The 12,836-nt window shown below is 77.0% G+C and carries 8 protein-coding genes; 4 read left to right on the top strand and 4 right to left on the bottom strand.

The features are described 5' to 3' along the window. Positions 1-32: 32 nt before the first annotated feature. On the bottom strand, positions 33-2,699 hold the full coding sequence (locus tag ET526_RS06530) for a bifunctional acetate--CoA ligase family protein/GNAT family N-acetyltransferase (RefSeq protein WP_240048287.1): 2,667 nt from the start codon (positions 2,697-2,699) through the stop codon (positions 33-35). 102 nt (positions 2,700-2,801) lie between these two features. On the opposite strand from ET526_RS06530, the gene ET526_RS06525 reads away from it, so the two are divergent. Further along, positions 2,802-3,755, top strand: coding sequence for an alpha/beta hydrolase (locus ET526_RS06525; protein WP_135466880.1), 954 nt, complete (start codon positions 2,802-2,804; stop codon positions 3,753-3,755). Between the two features lie 3 nt (positions 3,756-3,758). On the opposite strand, the gene ET526_RS06520 is transcribed toward ET526_RS06525, so the two are convergent. After that, complete coding sequence (locus ET526_RS06520; RefSeq protein WP_135466879.1) at positions 3,759-4,256, bottom strand: GNAT family N-acetyltransferase; 498 nt, start codon at positions 4,254-4,256, stop codon at positions 3,759-3,761. Positions 4,257-4,399: 143 nt separating this feature from the next. Between ET526_RS06520 and ET526_RS06515 the strand changes: the two genes are divergently transcribed. From ET526_RS06515 to ET526_RS06505, 3 genes are all read left to right on the top strand, one after another. Further along, positions 4,400-5,263, top strand: a complete 864-nt coding sequence (locus tag ET526_RS06515; RefSeq protein ID WP_135466878.1) for a TauD/TfdA dioxygenase family protein — start codon at positions 4,400-4,402, stop codon at positions 5,261-5,263. A gap of 89 nt (positions 5,264-5,352) precedes the next feature. Next, the gene (locus ET526_RS06510; protein ID WP_135466877.1) at positions 5,353-6,099 is read left to right on the top strand and encodes an enoyl-CoA hydratase; all 747 of its coding nucleotides are present in this window, start codon (positions 5,353-5,355) and stop codon (positions 6,097-6,099) included. A 23-nt stretch (positions 6,100-6,122) separates the two neighbouring features. Further along, the gene (locus ET526_RS06505) at positions 6,123-7,133 is read left to right on the top strand and encodes an NAD(P)H-dependent flavin oxidoreductase (RefSeq protein ID WP_135466876.1); all 1,011 of its coding nucleotides are present in this window, start codon (positions 6,123-6,125) and stop codon (positions 7,131-7,133) included. A 9-nt stretch (positions 7,134-7,142) separates the two neighbouring features. Here the strand turns inward: ET526_RS06505 and ET526_RS06500 are convergent, their stop codons facing one another. Both ET526_RS06500 and ET526_RS06495 read right to left on the bottom strand, forming a co-directional pair. Continuing rightward, positions 7,143-10,919, bottom strand: coding sequence for a translocation/assembly module TamB domain-containing protein (locus ET526_RS06500; RefSeq protein WP_135466875.1), 3,777 nt, complete (start codon positions 10,917-10,919; stop codon positions 7,143-7,145). Continuing rightward, positions 10,919-12,751 (bottom strand): autotransporter assembly complex protein TamA, encoded by a 1,833-nt coding sequence (locus ET526_RS06495; RefSeq protein WP_240048286.1) that lies wholly within the window; start codon positions 12,749-12,751, stop codon positions 10,919-10,921. Before ET526_RS06495 ends, ET526_RS06500 begins: the two co-directional genes overlap by 1 nt. Positions 12,752-12,836 lie beyond the last annotated feature (85 nt).

The following is a 12,836-nucleotide window of genomic DNA, read 5'->3' as shown; positions in this document are numbered from 1 at the left end:
CGCCGCCCCTCCGCCCGGCGCGGGTGGCACCCTCAGCCGAGGACCAGCCGCGCCTCCATCACCTCCTCCTCCGCGGCCGAGCGCCGCACCTCGAAGCCGAGCGCCCGCACGAAGGCGAGCATCGGCGCGTTGTCGGCGAGCACCAGGCCGGTGATGGTGCGGATCCCCTCGCTGCGCGCCCATTCGAACAGCCGCTCCATCAGGTGGCGGCCAAGCCCCCGCCCCTTCACCGGCTCCCCGACGACGATGGCGAACTCCGCCTCCTCCGGCTGCCCGGGCGAGCGGGTGAGGCGCGCGACGCCGAGCATCTGCTCCGGCTGCCCCGGGACCCGACGCATCGCGACGAAGGCCATCTCGCGGTCGTAATCTATCTGGGTGAGGCGCGCGACCATTTCCGGCGACAGCTCCTTCAGCGGGGAGAAGAAGCGCCAGCGCACATCCTGGGCGGAGAGCTGTCGGAAGGCCTCGGCATGGGCCGCCGCATCCTCCGGGCGGATCGGGCGGACCAGCAGCTCCTCCCCGTCCGGCAGCCGGAAGGGGCGGGCGAGGTGCTGCGGATAGGGCGGAAGGGCAAGCATCGCCGCCTCCCCCGCCGGGCGCAGCGTGAGCGAGGCGTCCACCGCCAGCACCCCCTGCGCGTCGGCGAACAGGGGGTTGATGGTCAGCTCCGCGATCTCGGGGAAGTCCACCGCGATCTGGGAAAGCCGCACCAGCGCCTCGGCCACGGCGGCGCGGTTCGCCGGCGGCCAGTCCCGGTAGCCCGAGAGCAGCGCCGCGGTGCGGGAGCGGCCGATGAGCTGGTGTGCGAGCGCGAGGTTCAGCGGCGGCAGGTCGAACGCCTCGTCCTCCGCGAGGTCCGCCGCCGTGCCGCCCTGGCCGAAGCCGATCCAGGGCCCGAACATCGGGTCCTCGCCGAGGCGCAGGCGCAGCTCCAGCGCCCGCGCCGCCTGGCGCTGCACGAGGAAGCCCTCGATGCGCGCCTCGGGCAGCGCCGCCCGCACCCGGCCCAGCATCGCCGCCGCCGCCTCCTGCACCGCAGCAGGGGCGTGGAGGTTGAGCTGCACGCCGCCGACCTCGGTCTTGTGCCGCAGCTCCGGGCTCAGGATCTTCAGCACCGCGGGGAAGCCGAGCAGCGCGGCCGCGTCCGCGGCGTCCTCCGGGGTGGCGGCGCGGCGGTGGGGCACGGTCGGCAGGCTGTAGGCGGCAAGGACGCCGAGCGCCTCCTCCTCCGTCAGCCGCAGCCGCCCGGCGGCGCGCGCCGCGGCGAGGATGCGCCGCACCGCGCCCCGGTCGGGGGCGAGGTCGAGCACGTCGCGCGGCGGCAGCTCCGCCGCGGCCATGCGGTTCTGCCGGTCGCGCGCCAGGTGCAGCGCGCCGCGCACCGCCGCTTCGGGCGAGGCGAAGGCGGCGAGCCCTGCCTCCCCCAGGCGCCGGCGCTGCGCCCCGGCGGTGGCCTGCCCGGCCCATCCGACCAGGATCGGCGCGCCCTGCCGCCCGGCGCTGGCGCGGGCGGCGGCGGCCAGGGCCTCGGCGGCGACATCCCCCGCCCCTTCCGGCGCTGGGGCGTGCAGGGCGACCACCGCATCCACCTCCGGCAGCGCGGCCAGCATCGCCGCCGCCTCGGCCAGGCGCGGCCCCGCCTCAGGGCCGAGGGAAAGCGGGTTGGCCACCACCTGGCCCGGCGGCAGCAGCAGACCGAGGGCGGCCCGCGCCTCGGCGCCGGGCTCGGCGAGGCAGGCGCCGCCGCGCAGCACCGCGTCGGCGGCAAGCTGGCCGAGACCGATGCCGTTGGTGACGATGGCGACGCGGTCCCCCCGCCCCCGCGTGCCCGGCCGCAGCCGCGCCCGCGCCAGGGTCTCGGCGGCGGCGAGCAGGTCCTCGAAGCCGGCGACGTGCAGCACGCCGGCGCGGCGCAGCGCCGCCTCCATCACCGCATCGCCGAGCCTTCCGGAATCGCCCGGCAGCGCGCTGCGGCTGCCGGCGCGGATCGCCACCACGGGGCGGGTGCGCGCCACCGCGCGGGCGGCGGAGAGGAAGGCGCGGCGGTTGCGCACGCGCCGCAGGTCGAGCAGCACCGCCCCGGTGCCGGGGTCGCGCGCCAGCCAGTCCAGCGCCGCGGCGAAGCCGAGCGAGGCGTTGCCGCCGATGCCGATGACGTGGCTGAACCCCACCGCCTCCGCCGCCGCCCAGTCCAGCACCGCCCGCGCCAGCGCCGCCGACTGCGTCACCAGCGCGAGCCGCCCCGGCTGCGGCCTGATATGGGCGAGGGAGGCGTTGAGGCCGATCCCCGGCACGCAGAGGCCGAAGCTTCCCTGCCCCAGCGCCCGCACCCCGGTGCGCGCCGACATCGCCGCGAGGTCCGGCGCGGCGCCGGGGACGATGGCGGCGAGGCAGCCGCGCTCCGCCAGCGCCGCCATGGCGGCCTCGAGCCGCTCCGGCGGCAGGCTGAGCACGGCGAGGTCCGGCGCCACCGGCAGGTCCGCGAGGGAGGCGACGGGCTCCAGCCCCTCCGCCGGGAAGCCGGCGGCGAACAGCCGCCCGCGGAAGCCGCCGCCGGCGAGGTTGCGGGCCAGCAGCGCCGTCTCCGGCAGGGCCGGATCGCCCGCGAGCACGACGCTGCGCGGGCGGAACAGGCGGTGGTCGCGATAGGCCCCCGTGGGGGCGACGGGGAGCAGACTCGGCATGGTGCGGTGCAGCATGGGGATGCCCTCCCCTCTCCGCAATGGGCGCGCGGGTGCCCTCTCTTGCCGGGACCGCGCCGCCCGCGTCCACTGCGGCCTTCGCGCCGGTGGGAGGAAGGCATGTCGGATCCGAGGCTCGACCCCGAGATGCGGGCGTTCAACGCCATGATGGAGGAGCGCGCCGCCCGCCTGCCTCCGATCCGCCTCGCCCTGCCCTTCGACGAGCCGCGCGCCCTGACCGAGGCGCTGAACCTGCCGCTCGCCGAGGGCGGCCCACGCATGGCCGAGAGCGGCGACCGCTGGCTGCCGGTGCGCGGGCGGCGCCTCCTCTGCCGCTTCCACCGGCCCGCCGCCGGGCCGGGCCCGCTGCCGGTGCTGCTCTACATCCACGGCGGCGGCTGGGTGTGGAACAGCGTGGACACGCACGACCGGCTGATGCGCGAGTACGCCGCCGCCGCGGGCTGCACCGTGCTCGGCCCGGACTATGCGCTGAGCCCGGAGGCCGCCTTCCCTCAGGCGCTCGAGGAATGCGCCCAGGTGCTGCGCTGGGTGGCGGCGCGGGGCGGCGAATGGGGGCTCGATCCGACGCGCCTCGTGCTCGGCGGGGATTCGGCCGGCGCCAACCTGGCGCTCGGCGCGGCGCTGCTGCTGCGCGACGCCGGCGCGCTGCCGCCGCTGCGCGGCCTGCTGCTGAATTACGGCGTGTTCGATTCGCGCCTCGATACGCCGAGCTACGGGGAATTCGCCACCGGCTACGGGCTGACGCGCGAGCGGATGGCGTTCTACTGGCGGTGCTACGCGCCGCGCGAGACCGACCGTGTCCACCCCTACGCGGCGCCGCTGCGCGCCGAACTCGGCGGCCTGCCGCCGACGCTGCTGCAGATCGCCGAGCTCGACGTGCTGGCGAGCGAGAACCATGCGATGGCCGAGCGCCTGCGCGCGGCGGGGGTGACGGTGGAGGCGCGGCTCGCCCAGGGCACGGTGCACGGCTTCCTGCGCGCGCTCGGCCATGTCCGCGCGGCCGAGGAGGCGGTGGCGGCGGCAGGGCGCTGGCTCGCCGCCCGCTTCGCCTGAGCCTCAGCGCAGCGGCCGGCGCATGAGGCGGGCGCCGGCGCCGTAGCTGGCGAGCGCCGCCGCGCCGGCGCCGGAGGCCGCCGCCTCGCGGAAGCCGTGCCGCCGCCAGTAGGGCGCGGCGCCGGCGAGGGCGACCAGCGTCGCCCAGCCGAGGCCGCGCGCGGCGGCGGCGGCGTCGAGCGCGCGGAGCAGCGCCGCCACATGGCCGGCGCCGCGCGCCTCCGGCAGGAGCGCGACGTCGTGGATGTGCCAGGCATCCGGCGCCGCCGGCAGGGCGCCGAGCAGGGCATCGAGCGGCGGCGGCGCCGCGGCGCGCCAGGGATGCGTCAGGGCGTAGCCGCGCACCGTCTCCTCGGGGCCGGCGAGCACGCGGCAGCCTTCGGGCGCCAGGGCCAGCCGCTCGGCGAAGACGGCGGGGGATTCCGGGTGCCCGGCGTGCAGCCGCGCCGCGATCGCCCCGACCGCGGCGAGATCCGCCGCCCGCATCGGCCGCCAGCGCATGCCAGACCCTCCTTCTGCGCAGATGCGGGATAGGACGGATCGCGGGGCGCCGGAACCGGCCGGGGGCGACGCAGGGCCGCTCGCCTCCACAGCTCCGCGCCGTGCTACCCTCCCCCGCGCAACGCTGCGGAGGGAACGACGCCATGAGCCAGGCCATCGAGGTGGTCCCGACCGGGGCCGCGCTGGGCGCGGAGGTGCGCGGCGTCGACCTGCGCCTTCTGGACGAGGCCGCCTTCGAGGCCATCCACCGCGCCTGGCTCGACCATGCCGTGCTGCTGTTCCGCGGCCAGGCGCTCTCCGACGACGACCTCATCGCCTTCTCCCGCCGCTTCGGCGAGCTGGACTGGGCGCCGGTGCAGGAGAACGGGCGGCGCTTCGTCGAGGGCAAGCCCGAGATCTACATCGTCTCCAACGTGCTCGGCCCCGACGGCCAGCCGATCGGCAGCCTCGGCGCCGGCGAGGCGGTGTGGCACACCGACATGTCCTACCTGCCGATGCCGCCCAAGGCCTCCCTGCTCTACGCCAGGGAGATCCCGCCGCAGGGCGGCGACACGCATTTCGCCAGCATGTACGCCGCCTACGACCTGCTGCCGGAGGCGCTGAAGGCGCGCTGCGCCGGGCTGATGGTGAAGCACGACGGCACCTACAACAGCGGCGGCTTCCTGCGCGCCGGCGTGACGCCGACCGACGACCCCCGCGACGCCCCGGGCCACCTGCACCCGCTGGTCTGCCGCCATCCGGAGACGGGGCGGCGCATGCTCTATCTCGGCCGCCGCAGGCTCGCCTACATCGCCGGCCTGCCGCTCGAGGAAAGCGAGGCGCTGCTCGACGCGCTGTGGTCCTGCGCGACGCGGCCGGAGATCTGCTGGACCAACCGCTGGCGCGTCGGCGACCTGGTGCTGTGGGACAACCGCTGCACCATGCACCGGCGCGACCCCTTCGATCCCGCGGCGCGGCGCATCATGCACCGCACGCAGGTGAAGGGCGCGGCCCCGCCGGCCGCCTGACCCCGGCGCCTTGACGGCGGCCCGCCGCCGCCCTGCTATGGGGCCGGCTCCCGCGACCCCTCGCGGGCCGGGGCGGGCAGGAGGGAATGATGTCCGAACACATCCGCGTCTCGACGGCGGACGGGGTCTGCCGCATCGAGATGCACCGGCCGGAGAAGAAGAACGCGCTCACCCGCGCCATGTACGACGCCATGGCCGACGCGCTGGAGGGCGCGGCGCGGGACGAGGCCGTGCGCTGCGTGCTGTTCGCCGGCGCCGGCGACGCCTTCACCGCCGGCAACGACATCAACGACTTCCGCAACCGCCCGCAGGATGGCGGGGTGAAGCCGGCGAGCCGCGTCTACAGCGCGCTGGTGCGCTACGAGAAGCCGGTGGTGGCCGCGGTCGGCGGCCTCGCCATCGGCATCGGCACCACCATGCTGCTGCATTGCGACATCGTGATCGCGGCGGAGGAGGCGCGCTTCCGCACCCCCTTCGTGGATCTCGGCGTGGTGCCGGAGCTCGGCTCCTCGCTGCTGCTGCCGCGCCTGTGCGGACGGCACCGGGCGGCGGAGCTGCTGCTGCTCGGCGACTTCTTCGATGCCCGCAGGGCGGCGGAGATCGGCCTCGTCAACCGCGTCGTGCCGCGCGCCGAGCTGGAGGCGACGGCGATGGAGGTGGCGCGCCGCCTCGCCGACAAGCCCCCCGCCGCGCTGCGCCTGACCAAGTCCCTGCTGTGCCGCGACCAGGAGGAGATCCTGGCCCGCATCGAGGAGGAGGGCGCGCTGTTCGCGCAGCGCCTGCTCTCGCCGGAGACGCAGGCGATCCTCGCCGGCGTGCTGAAGCCCAAGGCCTGACGAACACCCCCGAGGAGTCCCGGATGTCCCTGCTCGACACGCTGAAGGGGCGGCTCTCGCTGCCCGCCATCGGCGCACCCATGTTCATCGTCTCGGTGCCCGACCTGGTGGTGGCGCAGTGCGCCAGCGGCATCATCGGCGCCATGCCCTCGCTCAATGCCCGCCCGGCCGAGCAGTTCGAGGAATGGGTCGCCGAGATCAAGGAGCGGCTCGCCCGGCACGACGCGCGGCATCCGGACCGCCCGGCCGCGCCCTTCGCCATCAACCTGATCGTGCACAAGTCGAACGACCGGCTGGACCACGACCTCGCGGTCTGCGTCAGGCACCGGGTGCCGATCGTCATCTCCAGCCTCGGCGCGCGGCCGGAGGTGAACGAGGCGGTGCACTCCTACGGCGGCCACGTGCTGCACGACGTGATCAACCAGCGCTTCGCCCGCAAGGCGATCGAGAAGGGCGCGGACGGGCTGGTGCTGGTCGCCGCCGGCGCGGGCGGGCACGCCGGCACGCTCTCCCCCTTCGCGCTGGTGCAGGAGACGCGCGCCTGGTTCGACGGCCCGATCGCGCTGTCGGGCGCCATCGCCAACGGCCGCAGCATCCTCGCCGCCGAGGCGCTGGGCGCCGACTTCGCCTACATCGGCAGCGCCTTCATCGCCACGCGGGAGGCGCGCGCGCAGCCCGAACAGCAGCAGATGATCCTGGAGTGCGGCGCCGAGGACATCGTCTACACCAACCTCATCTCCGGCGTGCACGGCAACTATCTGAAGCCCTCGCTGCGCCGCGCCGGGCTCGACCCGGACAACCTGCCCAGCTCCGACCCCTCGGCGATGAGCTTCGGCGAGGACCGCAGCAGGCGGCGCTGGAAGGACATCTGGGGCGCCGGCCACGGCATCGGCGCGGTGACGGACATCCCGCCGGCGGCGGAGCTGGTCGCACGCTACCGCCGCGAGTACCACGCCGCGCGGGCGCGCCTCGGCGCCGGCTGCGCGCTGCTCAACCCGGCCTGGGAGCGGGTGCTGGACGCGGCGGCGGAGTAGGGCGCGCCCTCACCACTCGAACTCGTAGGACAGGCCCAGCCGCTCGCCGGCCGGGCCTGTCGCCGTCTGGCCCTCGAGCTTCAGCCGCGGCGTCAGCTCCACCTCGACCCCGACGCCGGTCCGTCCCCCCTGGGTGCCCTGGCGGACGCCAACGAAGACGCCGGGCGCCACGTAGCGGCCGGCCTCCACCGCCGGGCCGCGGCCGTTCTCCCCGGCGGCGAGGCCGAGCCGGTCGAGGCCGAGGGCCCCGCGGAGCTGGTCCATCACCCCGGGCCCGGTGCCAATGCCCGCGAGCTGGCCGAGCGCCTGGGCAAGCTGCGCGATCTCGAAGGGCGAGAGGTTGGCGGTCGGGCGGTCGAACAGCAGCCGCGCCAGGATCTCGTCCTGCGGCAGTTCCGGCGAGGAAGAAAGGGTGATGCGCGGCTCCGCGGGCGTGCCCTGCACGGCTATGGTGATGGTGGTGGCGCGCACCCGGGACTGCGCCGCAAGGTCGAGCTGCGGCGTCAGCGTGCCGCTGGTGAAGCCGATGGTGCCGCGGTTGAAGGTGAGGCGGCGGGCCAGCACGTCCAGCGTGCCGTGGCGCAGGGTGAAGGCGCCCTGCGGCACCGGCGCGTCGGCGGTGCCGGCGATCCGCACCTCGCCGCCGAGCTCGGCATCCACCCCGCGGCCGCGCACGAAGATGGCGCGCGGCGCCGAGAGGGTGAGGTCGAGCCGGATCGGCGGCCGCGGCGCAGCAGCAGCCGGGGGCGGGCGCTCGCGCGGCCGCGCCTCGGGCGGCAGGATGGCGCCGGGCGGCGGCGTGCCGCGTACCCGCACCCCCTCGAGCACCGGCACGCTGGCCGGGATGCGGTCCGGCACCCGGATCTCCGCCCGCTGCACCCGCACCTGGCCGGCGAGCAGGCCGCCGCCCGTCACCGGTCCGTCGAGGCGGAGATCGGCGTCCAGCGTAGCGGTGAGGAGGTCCGAGACCACCGGCCGGGCGTTGCGCGCGGTCAGCGTCAGGTCGGCCGGCAGCCCCTCGGCGCCGAGATCCACCCCGCCCTGGAGCGCGATGGTGCCGTTGCCCGGCGTGCGCCCCTGCAGGCGCTGGATCACCAGCCTGGTGCCCTCCGCCGCCAGGGTGCCGTTGATGTCGCTGATCCGCACGCCATGGACCGGGTTGCGGTACTCCACCCCGGACAGGCTGGCGGTGCCGCCGAGCTGCGGATCGCCGAGCGTTCCCCCCGCCCGCAGCGCCAGGGCGAGGCGCCCCGTGACCCGGTCCGCGCCCGCCGCCAGGAAGGGGCCGGCGAGCGGCGCCAGGGTCAGGGCGCCATCCAGCGTCGCGGCGAGCGGCGCCTCCGCGCCGAAGCCCTGGGGCAGCCGGGCCGTCGCGGTCACCCGCCCGGCGGCGCCGAGTTCCACCACCGCCTGCGCCTCCGCGGCGCCGCCGGTCAGCGACGCCTCGGCGCGCAGGCCGATCGCCGGCAGGCCGGCCGCCCAGGGCGCGCCGGGCTGCAGGCCGGTGCCGGCGAGCGTCGCCCGCACCTCCGGCTGCGCCACCGGGCCGGTGACCCGCACCGTGCCGTTCAGGCTGCCGCGCGGCTCCATGCCCGGCAGGAACCGCCCGGCCAGCGCCGCCGGGATGGCGGAGAGGGTGACGGTCAGGTCCGCCCGCTCCGGCCCCCAGCGCCCTGCCGCCTGCGCCCGGCCGCCGCGCGCCAGGGCCAGGGTGGTCTGGCCGAGCGCGATGCCCCCGCCCGGCTCCAGAGTCACCCGCGCCGGCGCGGCGAGGCGCAGCGTCTCGCCCATCGCCTCGGCCTGCAACGCCGCGAGGTCCGCCCGCCAGCCGCCATTGGCCGCCTCCAGCCGCCCGCGGCCGGAGAGCGCGCCCTGTTCGGCATTGGCCTGCAGGCTCCAGCCCAGGGCCTGCGGCGTGCCTTGAGCGGCGGCCCGCAGCCGGCCGGAAACCCCGCCGTAGGCGAGGCTCGGCGCCTCGAGCGTGACGTCGAAGCCCTGCGCGCCGTCGCGCGGGGCAAGGCGCGCCTCGGCGGCGAGGCGCCCCTGCAGCCCCTCCAGCCCGGCCAGGGGGGCGAGCGGCGCCAGCGCGGGGATGTCGAGGCGCGCCGTGCCGTCGAACAGCAGCGCCTGCGGGTCGAGCAGCCCGGCGGCGGCGAGCCGGGCGGGACCGAAGCGCGCCTCCGCCTGCTCGAGGCGCAGCAGGGTGCCCTCCGGCAGGCCGCGCAGCACCAGGCCCAGGGGCTGGCCGTCCAGCGTGGCGGCGAGATCCGCCTCGGCGCGTGGCGCGCTGGCCGGGGATTCGATGCGGGCGTTCAGGACCAGGCCCTCCAGCACCCGTCCGGCGGCCGCGATCCGCGCCGAGCGGGCGGCGATCGTGACGCCCGGATCGGCCAGCGCGCCCTGCGCCCGCGCCTCCGCCTCCAGCGCGCCCTCGGAGCCGGCGCCCAGCACCTCGAGCCGCGGCAGGCTGAGGCGGGCGGCGAGGTCCACCGGCTCGGCGAGGGTGCCGGCCAGCGCCAGCCGCCCCTCCGCCCCCTGCACGGCGAGGTCGAGGCGCGGCCCGGGCAGGACGACCTCCCCGGCCAGGAGGGGGGCGGGGCCGAGCACGGCATCGGCCTGCGCCACGCCGGTCGCCAGCCCCTGCGGCGCCGCTTCCAGCCGGATCCGCGGCGCGGCCAGGGTGCCGGTGACCCGCGCCTCGGCCCGCACCGCCTCCCAGCCCAGGCCGGTGGGCAGCAGCCCGGCGAAGCGCGCGGCCTCGGCCAGCGCCAGGCGGATGGTCAGATCCGGCACCTCGCGCGCGATGTCGAGCGTGCCGGTGACCGCGGCGCTGCCGGCGGGGACCTCCAGGTCGAGCCGGCGCAGGGCCAGCGGCCCCGCGGCCGGGCGCTCGGCGTCCAGGGCGAAGCGGGCCGGCGAGGCGAGGCCGGCATACTCCGCCGGCAGCAGCGGCGCGGCCCGCGCCTCGCCGGCGAGTTGGGCGCCGTAGCTGCCGTCGGCGAGCGCGCGCACCACGCCCTGCGCCTCGACGGCGATCTCCGGCCCGAGCGCCGCCTGCAGCGAGAGGTCGGCGCCGGCCGCAGGCCCGGCGAGGCGGAGATCCAGCGTGAGCGGATGCTCGGCCAGGCCGAGCAGAGTCGGCGCCAGCCCGCCCGGCGGCTCCCGCAGCACCACCTCGGCGCGCAGCCGGTCCTCGGCCGGGACAAGGGCAATGTCCACGGTGGCGCTGCCCTCCGCGTCCAGCCGGCGCAGCGCCAGATCCGCGGCGAAGCGGTCGGATTCCAGTGCCGCCGCGCCGGTGGCGGCGAAGGCGGCGGCTTGGCCGAGCACCGCCTCCTCCAGCTCCAGCCGCTCCACCGCCAGCCGCTCCAGGGCAAGGTCCACGGGCAGGCGCGGCAGGGCCGGCAGCACCCCGGCCTGCGGATCGGCGGGCGCCGGTGCGGGGGCGGGCGCCGCCGGGTCCGCCCGCGGCAGCCGCGCCACCCGCACCCGCTCCGCCTCCAGCAGCTCGAAGCGGAGCACGCCGCGCAGCAGCGCGGTCGGCGCGATGCTCAGCCGCACCGCCTCCAGGCTCAGCCACACGCCCTCGTGGTCGGACAGGGTGATGCGCCGCGCGGTCGGTGTGGCGCGCCAGACGCCGCTCAGCCCCTCCACCCGCAGGCCGGGCACCAGCGCCTCCAGTCGGCGCTCCAGGAAGCCCGGGCGGTCCTGGCGGTCCTGCGCCGCGACGCCGAGCGCCGTCAGCGGCAGCAGCAGGACCAGCAGGAGGGCGAGGCGCCGGCGCATCAGAAGGCCTGCCCGATGCCGATGTAGAACCCCCAGCCCGAGGAGCCGGGCTGGCGCACCAGCGGCAGCGCCACATCGGCGCGGATCGGGCCGATCACCGTGTAGTAGCGCGCCCCGAGGCCGACGCCGACGCGCAGCTCGGAGGTGTCCGGCAGCAGGCCGCTGCCGACCGTGCCCGCATCCACGAAGGCCGCCGCGCCCCAGCTCTCGGTGATGCGCTGGCGCCACTCGGCGCTGAGCTCGAGCAGGCTCGCACCGCCAAGCGGCCGCCCGGCGGCGTCGCGCGGGCCGATGGACTGGAAGTCGTAGCCGCGCACCGAGCCACCGCCGCCGGCGAAGAAGCGCTGGTGCTGCGGCACCTCCAGCCGCCCGGCATTGAGCAGCGAGCCGACCGTGCCGCGCAGCGCCAGGATGCTGCGCCGGTCGCCGAACAGGTCGCGATAGGTGGTGGCGGTCAGGCGGAGTGGCGCAAAGGGAACGGCCTCGCGGATGCTCCAGCTCGGCGTCACGGTGCCGTCCAGCCGCCAGCCGCGCGCCGGATCGAGCAGGCTGTCGGTGCTGTCCCAGCGGCCGCCGAACAGCAGGCCGACCGTCTGGTAGGGGCGCAGCGATCCGCCGGGCGGTCCGACCGAGCCGAACTCGGCGGTCGGGCCGGCACGCAGGGTGAGCTGTTCGGTCAGCCGGCGCTCGACCAGGACCGAGGCCAGGACCGCATCGCGGTCATAGGCGTCCAGCCGTTCGCGCAGCGCGCCGAGCGTGCCGATCAGCGCCAGGTCGCGGCCGAACAGGCCGGGTGCGCGCAGCGTGGCGAAGGCGCGGTAGGTGGTGTCCTCCACCAGCCGCCCGGCGGTGCCGAGGCGGGCCACCTCCCCCTCCAGCCTGAGGTTCTCGGCGCGGCCGAACAGGTTGCGGTGCTCCCAGTAGAGGCGGAAGGTGGGGCCGAAATTGGTCTCGTAGGCGGCGGAGACGCCGATGGCCCGCCGCGGCCGCTCCGACACCACGAAGGTGACGGGCAGGCGGCCCGCCTCGTCCAGCCGCTCCGCGGTCCGGGCGCTGACCGAGGCGAAGGCGCCGAGCCCCATCATCTCCCGCCGCGCCCGCTCCAGCCGCCGCGGGCTGTAGGGCTCCCCCGCCAGGCGGGCGGCGAAGCGCGTGAGGAAGGCGCGGTCCACCCGCTCCGCCCCTTCCACCGCCGGCGCGGCGAAGACCGCGGCCGGGCCGGGGGAGAGGATCCAGGTCACCTCCATGCTGCGCCGGTCGAAATCCACCACCGTCTCCCGCCGCGCCACGGTGGCGAGGGGGTGGCCGGCGGCGAGCAGGCGGTCGAGCAGCCGCCGCTCCGCGGCCAGGATCGGCTCGGCGCGCGCCGGGTCGCCGGGGGCGAGGCCGAAGGGCTCCTCGGCGATGGCCGCGACCGCCGTGGCGCCCTCCGCGCTGTCGGCGCGGAGGGTGATGCTGGCGATGGTGTAGCGCGGGCCGGGCTCGGCGATGATGCGCACCGGCACCGGGCGCGCCGCCACCGCCTCCAGCCGGTCGGCGAGGTCGGGCGTGCCGAGCGGCATGCCGCCGATCAGGATGCGCAGCGTGCCGCCCCAGTAGCCCTCGGAATGCAGCGCGCGGGCGAGGCGGTCGAGATCCTCGGCGGCGCGGCTGACGATGCCGAAGGCGGTGGTCGGCGCCTCCTCCCGAAGCTGGACCAGCCGCGAGACCTCGGCCAGCGCCTCGTCGAGGGTGCCGTTCCCGGTCGGCGCGATCTCCACGACGTAGGGGATCTCCTGCGGCTCCTGCGCCGGGCCCGGGGCCGCGAACAGCAGGACCAGGAGGAGCGCCACGGCCGCGCCGGGGCGGATCAGGCGGAGGCGACCGAGAGGCAATGTCACGGACCTGAAAAGCAGGGCGGGGGCAACGGTTCCGCGC

The organism is Crenalkalicoccus roseus (genome assembly GCF_004761865.1).
GTDB lineage: Bacteria > Pseudomonadota > Alphaproteobacteria > Acetobacterales > Acetobacteraceae > Crenalkalicoccus > Crenalkalicoccus roseus.
This window is presented reverse-complemented; position numbering and strand designations above follow the sequence as displayed.

Excerpts from the sequence above, each read along its gene's own strand:
- ET526_RS06510 (WP_135466877.1), top strand. The coding sequence starts at position 5,353 with ATGTCCGAACACATCCGCGTCTCGACGGCGGACGGGGTCTGCCGCATC.
- ET526_RS06525 (WP_135466880.1), top strand. The coding sequence starts at position 2,802 with ATGTCGGATCCGAGGCTCGACCCCGAGATGCGGGCGTTCAACGCCATG.
- ET526_RS06530 (WP_240048287.1), bottom strand. The coding sequence starts at position 2,699 with ATGCTGCACCGCACCATGCCGAGTCTGCTCCCCGTCGCCCCCACGGGG.
- ET526_RS06520 (WP_135466879.1), bottom strand. The coding sequence starts at position 4,256 with ATGCGCTGGCGGCCGATGCGGGCGGCGGATCTCGCCGCGGTCGGGGCG.
- ET526_RS06505 (WP_135466876.1), top strand. The coding sequence starts at position 6,123 with ATGTCCCTGCTCGACACGCTGAAGGGGCGGCTCTCGCTGCCCGCCATC.
- ET526_RS06515 (WP_135466878.1), top strand. The coding sequence starts at position 4,400 with ATGAGCCAGGCCATCGAGGTGGTCCCGACCGGGGCCGCGCTGGGCGCG.
- ET526_RS06500 (WP_135466875.1), bottom strand. The coding sequence starts at position 10,919 with ATGCGCCGGCGCCTCGCCCTCCTGCTGGTCCTGCTGCTGCCGCTGACG.